The sequence below is a fragment of the Streptomyces fuscigenes genome (assembly GCF_021556455.1).
GTDB classification, from domain to species: Bacteria; Actinomycetota; Actinomycetes; order Streptomycetales; family Streptomycetaceae; genus Streptomyces; species Streptomyces fuscigenes.
Genome location: NZ_JAKGCV010000290.1, coordinates 1 through 7,116, shown reverse-complemented (window position 1 = coordinate 7,116; position 7,116 = coordinate 1). Strand labels below are relative to the sequence as shown.

Below are 7,116 nucleotides of genomic sequence, written 5' to 3'. Positions count from 1 at the left end.
CTGCGCGGCGCCCGGCACCGTGCGGCCGGGACCTGCGGCCGTCGTGCCGAGGTCGGCGTCGACCAGCATCACGTCGAAGCGGCGGCCCTCGGCCGCGGCCCGCTCCAGGCAGCGCAGCGCGGCCGGGCCACTGCCCGCCGCCGCCACCTCCACATCGGGCTCGGCCGCCAGCGCGGCGGCGAGCGACTCGGCAAAGATCCTGTGGTCGTCGACCACCAGAACCCGGATTCGTACCATGTAGGACACCCCCATAAGGCGGGGAGCGAAGCCGAACGGCGACGCGAGGCCCGGCATCGGGATCGGACGGTCCCCGGCGCGGCCGCCGCCGTCCGAGAAGACCGCCGACCCCGCCCCGGGCGTCGCGCCCGACCGACTTCACCCCTGTTCAGCACCGGCCCCCACCGGCGCTGAGGATCAGGGTACGGGCGGGGGCCGCAAGCGGAAGGGAAAACGCAGAACTGGCCGACTCCTGTGCTTACTGTGGGGCGCATGTTCCGCATGGAGACAGGGATCGACAAGGAGCGGCACGTGCTGCTCGAGCAGCGCCTGCGCGAGACGAACACCCGGCGCTCCCCGACACTGCGGGCGCTGCGGGGCACTCCGCTGGAGGACGAAGTCCCCTTGCACATATGGCTGGTGGAGGACGGCACGGGAGCGCTGGCCGGGGGCCTGACGGGCCGGACCTGGGCACGCTGGCTGCACGTGGACCTGCTGTGGGTGGAGGGGCGCCACCGCGGCGGCCGGCTCGGCGCCCGGCTGCTGGCGGAAGCGGAACGCGCCGCGCGGGAGGAACGCGGGTGCGCGCGCTGCCGTTTGGAGACGTGGGACTTCCAGGCGCCGGGCTTCTACGTCAAGCAGGGCTACGAGGTGGCGGGGGAGATCGAGGACTACCCGCCGGGCGTCACCGAGTACACGCTGGTGAAACGGCTCACCGCCTGAGGCTGCCCGTGCCCGGGCCCGTGCCGCCGGGCCCGTGCCGCCGGGGCCGGGCCGTACCGCCGCCCGCCGGGCCCCGACGAGGCCGGAACGGACCACCCGCGCCGGAACACAGGGCCGTCCGGCCGCCGGCGGGACGTCAACAAGGCACCGCCGGGCGTCCGGTGGCGCTTCACCGGCGGTTCGCCCCGCCGTTCCCGGGCGTCCCGGCCGCGTCACCCCGTGACGCACTTTGTTGGATCGTGAGCGGATTTCGGGGCGGTTCCTGGGCCATCCCTTGACTATGGACTCCCACCATGGTTTCTATATGTGCGATTATGTTTGTATGTGTTGCGCATCAGGCCGGCGCCCGCGCCGACAGGAGAGACCATGAAGAAGACGGTGACCACGCTCGCCGACGGCCGTGAGCTGATCTACTACGACCGCCGCGACGACGTCGTGCGCGATGCCGTCGACGCGCGGCCGCTCGGCCGGGTCGCCACCTCCTCCGAAGTGCGGCACGATCCGCTCCTCGGGGACGCCGTCGCCATCGCCTCGCACCGCCAGGAACGCACCTACCACCCGCCCGCCGACGAGTGCCCGCTCGACCCGTCCCGCGACGGCCGGCACACCGAGATCCCGGACGCCGACTACGACGTCGTCGTGTTCGAGAACCGGTTCCCCTCCCTGTCCGGCGACTCCGGCCGCTGCGAGGTCGTCTGCTTCACCTCCGACCACGACGCCTCGTTCGCCGACCTCGACGAGGAGCAGGCCGGGCTCGTCCTCGACGTGTGGACGGACCGGACGGCCGAGCTCGCCGAACTCCCGCAGGTCGAACAGGTCTTCCCGTTCGAGAACCGCGGCGAGGAGATCGGCGTCACCCTCGCCCACCCCCACGGGCAGATCTACGCGTACCCGTTCGTCACGCCCCGCACGGCGCTCATGCTGCGCTCGGCCGCCGAGCACCGGGCCTCGACCGGCCGCAACCTCTTCGAGGACGTCGTCGCCCGCGAGCGCGCCGACGGCGAGCGGATCGTGCTGGAGACCGAGCACTGGACGGCGTTCGTGCCGTACGCGGCGCACTGGCCCTACGAGGTGCACCTCCACCCCAGGCGCCGCGTCGCCGACCTGCGGGGCCTGGACGACGGCGCGCGCGCCGAGTTCCCGCGCGTCTACCTGGAGCTGCTGCGCCGCTTCGACCGGATCTTCGGCCCGGACCAGCCCCGCACCCCGTACATCTCGGCGTGGCACCAGGCGCCGCTGCGGGCGTTGGGCCGGGAGGAGTACGCGCTGCACCTGGAGCTGTTCACCATCCGCCGCACGTCGGGCAAGCTGAAGTACCTCGCCGGCTCGGAGTCCGGCATGAGCGTGTTCATCAACGACGTTCCGCCCGAGGCGGCGGCGGCGCGACTGCGAGAGGTAGCGAGCGAGTGAGTAAAGGGAAGTACCTGGTCACGGGTGGCGCGGGCTATGTCGGCAGCGTCGTGGCCACGCACCTGCTTCAGGCCGGCCACGAGGTGACCGTCCTCGACGACCTCTCCACCGGCTTCCGCGAGGGCGTGCCCGAGGGTGCCGCGTTCGTCGAGGGGCGCGTGCAGGACGCCGCCCGCTGGCTCGACGGCTCGTACGACGCGGTGCTCCACTTCGCCGCGTCCTCGCAGGTGGGCGAGTCCGTCGTCAAGCCGGAGAAGTACTGGGAGAACAACGTCGGCGGCTCGATGGCGCTGCTGGCCGCCATGCGCGGCGCCGGGGTGCGCACGCTGGTCTTCTCCTCCACGGCCGCCACGTACGGCGAGCCGGTCTCCACGCCCATCACCGAGAGCGACCCGACGGCGCCCACCAACCCGTACGGCGCGACGAAGCTCGCCGTCGACCACATGATCGCGAGCGAGTGCGCCGCGCACGGCCTGGCGGCGGTGTCGCTGCGGTACTTCAACGTCGCGGGCGCCTACGGCACGGCGGGCGAGCGGCACGACCCCGAGTCGCACCTCGTCCCGCTGGTCCTCCAGGTCGCCCTGGGCAGGCGGGAGTCCATCTCGGTGTACGGCGACGACTACCCGACGCCGGACGGGACCTGCGTGCGCGACTACATCCACGTCGCCGACCTGGCCGAGGCGCACCTCGCGGCCCTGGAGGCCGCCACCGCGGGCGAGCACCTGATCTGCAACCTCGGCAACGGCAACGGCTTCTCGGTGCGCGAGGTCATCGACACCGTCCGCAAGGTCACCGGGCACGCGGTGCCCGAGGTGACCGCGGGCCGCCGGGACGGCGATCCGGCCGTGCTGGTCGCGTCGGCACGCACGGCCCGCGAGCGGCTGGGCTGGACGCCGAGCCGCTCCGACCTCGCCGGAATCGTCGAGGACGCCTGGAACTTCGCACGGGAGAACGCGTGAACGACACAGCCGCCGGGGCGGCCGGGGCCACGGCCGACGGGTTCGCCGCTCTCTACGGCGCCCGGCCCGAGGGCGTGTGGGCCGCGCCGGGCCGGGTCAACCTGATAGGCGAGTACACCGACTTCAACGACGGCTTCGTGATGCCGCTCGCGCTGCCGCACACGACGGTCGTCGCGGTCTCGCGCCGATCGGACGGCCTGCTGCGGCTGCACTCGGCCGACACCCGGCAGGGCATCGTCCAGCTGGAGATCGCCGGCCTGCGCCCGCGCTCCGAGGCCGGGGGCTGGGCCGCCTATCCGGCCGGGGTCGTGTGGGCGCTGCGCGAGGCGGGTCACGAGGTCGGCGGCGCGGACATCCATGTGACGTCGAGTGTCCCGACGGGCGCGGGCCTGTCGTCGTCGGCGGCGCTGGAGGTCGCGACGGCCGCCGCGCTCGACGACCTGTACGGGCTGGGCCTGTCCCCGGCCGGGGCGGCGGTGCTCGCGCAGCGCGCGGAGAACGAGTTCGTCGGAGTGCCCTGCGGGGTCATGGACCAGATGGCGTCGGCCTGCTGCACGGAGGGCCACGCGCTGTACCTCGACACGCGCGACCTGACGCAGCGCCAGGTGCCGTTCGACCTGGCCGCGCAGGGACTGCGGCTGCTGGTGGTCGACACCCGCGTCAAGCACGAGCTGGGTGACGGCGCGTACGCGGAGCGCCGCGCCGGGTGCGAGGCGGGGGCGCGCGCCCTGGGCGTGCGCGCCCTGCGGGACGTGCCGTACGCGGAGCTGCCCGCGGCGCTCGCGCGCCTCGAGGCGGCGGGGCAGCCGGAGAACGTGGTGCGCTACGTGCGGCACGTCGTGAGCGAGGACGCGCGCGTGGAGCGCGTGATCGAGCTGCTGGAGGCGGGCGGGACCCGCGCGACGGGCGAGATCCTGCTGGCCGGGCACGCGTCCCTGCGCGACGACCTGCGGGTGTCCTGCGCGGAACTGGACCTGGCCGTCGAGGCGTCGGCCGCGGCGGGCGCGCTGGGTGCGCGGATGACGGGCGGCGGCTTCGGCGGCTCGGCGGTCGTGCTCGTGGAGAGCGGGGACGTGGAGCGCGTGACGAAGGCCGTCGAGTCGGCGTTCGCGGAGGCCGGTCACACGGCGCCGCGGATCTTCGAGGCGACGCCCTCGAAGGGCGCGCACCGGGTGGCGTAGTGGCGGGGGCTGGGGCGGGGCCGCGGTGGTCCCGCCCCGGCGCGTTCCCGACGGAGCCCGGCGGCGGCCGGCAGCGGCGTCCGCCGGGCGGGCCCAAGGACCCGGTCTACGCGCCGCGTTCCGCGCGGTCCAGCAGGCCGGTGCGGGCCGCCAGGGCCGCGGCCTCCAGGCGCGATCCCACGTTCAGCTTCATCAGGACCCGCTGCACGTGCGTGCGAGCGGTGGACGGCGCGATGCCCATGCCCGCCGCGATCCCCCGGGTGTCCTCGCCCTCCGCGACCCTGACCAGCACCTCGATCTCGCGGGGCGTCAGCATCGCGAGGAGTCTTCGGCCCTCGTCGTCGGGCTCCGCCGCCGGGTGCAGGAGCTCCGTGAACGCGCCCTGCAGCAGCGCCGGCGCGACCGCCGTCTCGCCGGCGCGCGCCTTGACCATGGCCCGCTCGACGCCCTCGATGCGCTCGTCGTGGCGGACGTACCCGGACGCGCCCGCGGCGAACGCCGCCGCGATGCCGCGCGGGCTGGGCACCGGCCCGAGGACGACGACCGCGACCTGCGGGCGGTCCCGTTTGATCCGCACGATCGGGTCGAACGCGCCCGGCTCGGCCGGCGCGGCCGTCCCCATGAGGCACACCTCGGGCGCGCGGCTGACGACGAGCTCGGCGGCACCGGCCGTGGGCGCGGCGGAGGCGAGCACGCGGTGCCCGCGCAGCTTCAGCGCCGAGGCGAGTGCTTCCGCCAGCAGCCGGTGATCGTCGATCACCATGAGCCGTACGCCCATCGACATCCCCCCATCCCGGCCGAAACGGCTCGGGCCCCCGGTACCTAGACCCGGCAAGCTACACGCTTGTTCGAGGATGCGCGCCCCCTACCGGCCAGAAGACCCCCGGATTGTGGAATTCGGGCCGGTTCTCCGTGTCACCGGGAGCCCGCGGCCGCGGGCGGCGGCCCGGCCCGGGGCCCGCTCCGTGGGGGCGGGCCCCGGGCCGGTCGCCGGTCAGTGCGTCGAGTAGGCCAGCACCAGCGGCTTCTTGGTCTCCAGGGTGTCGCTCGGCTTGTCGACGAAGATCTGCGACAGGAACAGCCGGCCGTCACCGAAGCGCACCTCGGAGCCGTTGGAGACGAAGGTGCCCTCGTCCTCGCGGGTGGACCGGTCCGAGGGGTTGCGCATCAGCGTCGTCTGGCGGAACGTCTGCCCGTCGACGGAGACGACCTGGCCGCCCTTGTCGTACGGGCCGGTCTTGTACGCGATGAGGTCGGGGCCGTCCATGCGCAGGAGCCGGGCGGTCCAGCCGTCGCCGGCGTCGGCGCGCTGCGTGGTGCCCTTGCCGGTGGCCAGGTCGAACGAGACGATCTCGTTGGTCTCGTCGAGTGCCTTGCCGTCCCCGGCGTCGTGCTCCTGCGTCGACAGGTAGAGCCTGCCGTTGCCGACGAGGACGTCGGTGCAGTTCTCCATCGCGTCGGTGCAGCGCGCCGCGTACGTGTTGGCCGCGGCCGAGATCTTCGCCTTGAGCTTGCCGGTGGCGGCGTCCAGGGAGAAGAAGTCGGAGATGCCCTGGGAGCCGGTGTCGCCCACGTCGGCCGCGACGACCAGCGGGTCGGTCGAGACGGTGTGGATGTCCTCGACGCCGGGCGGCATCTTGTACGAGGACAGCGTGGCGCCCGACGTGGGGTCGATCTTCTCGACGGTGATCTGTGACTCGTCGCCGTAGCCGCACTGGCGGGACGCCACGAGGATGGTGCCGCCCGCGTAGCCGGCGTCGTGGCAGTCGTTCAGCGAACTCGGCTGCGGCTTCCAGCGGATCGCGCCGGTGGTCAGGTCGAAGCCCGCGCCGCCGCTGGTGCTGCCCGCGGCGACGGTGTCGCCGGTCTGGGTGACGTCGTCGAAGCGCAGGGCGTCGTCGCCGCCCGGGTGGTCGACGGTCTTGCTCCACAGCAGCCGGCCCGCCGACAGGTCGATCACGCCGATCTTGGTGCAGGCTCCGGGCGCGGTGGTCTCCGTGCGCGGCGCGGCGTCGAAGACCACGGCGGTCTTGCCGTCGGCGCTGACGTGCGGGCTGGCCTCGCACACGTCGCCCGGCAGGGGGACGGTCCAGCGCACGGCGCCCGTGGCCGGGTCGTAGCCGGTGATCCTGGCGATGCCGGCCTTCGCGTAGATGCTGCCGGTGAGCCAGGATCCGCCGACGCTGTGCAGGTCGGTGGCGGTCGGCAGCGGAACGCGGAAGGACACCTTCGAGTCCGGATCGGCGGGCGCCTTCTCGCGGGCGGACGTGGTGCCGCTCGCCGACGGGTGCGCGGTGTGACCGCCGTCCTTGGCCGCCTGCGTGCTCCGTCCGTCTCCGCTGTGCGAGTACCAGATGCCGCCGCCCAGGATCAGCACGACGGCGACGGCCGCCGAAACGATCATGCGCCACTCGACCCGGGTCAGGCCGGAGCCGCTGCCGCCCGCCGGTACGGGGGCGGTGGGCGCCGTCGGGTATCCGTAGCCCCCGGGGGGCATCTGGCCCTGCTGCGGTGCCGTGGCCGGGCCGGGCTGCGCCGGGTAGCCGTAGGCCGGGCCGGCCGGCGCCGGCGTGCCCTGCACCGGCGCGCCGTAGGCCGGCGGCTGGGCCGGGAAGCCGTACGCGGGC

The 7,116-nt window shown here is 74.1% G+C and carries 7 protein-coding genes; 4 read left to right on the top strand and 3 right to left on the bottom strand.

The window, feature by feature from the left end; translation table 11 throughout:
- The coding region (locus tag L1885_RS20320) for a helix-turn-helix domain-containing protein (protein ID WP_505016782.1) at positions 1–237 on the bottom strand (237 nt) is incomplete at its 3' end.
- A 252-nt stretch (positions 238–489) separates the two neighbouring features.
- Between L1885_RS20320 and L1885_RS20315 the strand changes: the two genes are divergently transcribed.
- The 4 genes from L1885_RS20315 to galK all read left to right on the top strand — a co-directional run bounded on the left by L1885_RS20315 (position 490) and on the right by galK (position 4,489).
- Positions 490–939 carry a GNAT family N-acetyltransferase gene (locus L1885_RS20315; protein ID WP_235798591.1) on the top strand — a complete coding sequence of 150 codons (450 nt, stop codon included), beginning with the start codon at positions 490–492 and terminating at the stop codon, positions 937–939.
- Positions 940–1,305: 366 nt separating this feature from the next.
- Entirely contained in the window at positions 1,306–2,349 is a 1,044-nt protein-coding gene (gene galT, locus L1885_RS20310) for a galactose-1-phosphate uridylyltransferase (protein WP_235798590.1), read from the top strand.
- Positions 2,346–3,308, top strand: a complete 963-nt coding sequence (galE, locus tag L1885_RS20305; RefSeq protein WP_235798589.1) for a UDP-glucose 4-epimerase GalE — start codon at positions 2,346–2,348, stop codon at positions 3,306–3,308. The genes galT and galE overlap by 4 nt, the downstream gene beginning before the upstream one ends.
- Positions 3,305–4,489 (top strand): galactokinase, encoded by a 1,185-nt coding sequence (gene galK / locus L1885_RS20300; RefSeq protein WP_235798588.1) that lies wholly within the window; start codon positions 3,305–3,307, stop codon positions 4,487–4,489. The genes galE and galK overlap by 4 nt, the downstream gene beginning before the upstream one ends.
- Positions 4,490–4,595: 106 nt before the next feature.
- Here the strand turns inward: galK and L1885_RS20295 are convergent, their stop codons facing one another.
- Both L1885_RS20295 and L1885_RS20290 read right to left on the bottom strand, forming a co-directional pair.
- Positions 4,596–5,267, bottom strand: a complete 672-nt coding sequence (locus L1885_RS20295; protein WP_235798592.1) for a helix-turn-helix transcriptional regulator — start codon at positions 5,265–5,267, stop codon at positions 4,596–4,598.
- Positions 5,268–5,483: 216 nt separating this feature from the next.
- A partial coding sequence (locus tag L1885_RS20290; RefSeq protein WP_235798587.1) for an outer membrane protein assembly factor BamB family protein occupies positions 5,484–7,116 on the bottom strand: 1,633 nt, incomplete at its 5' end.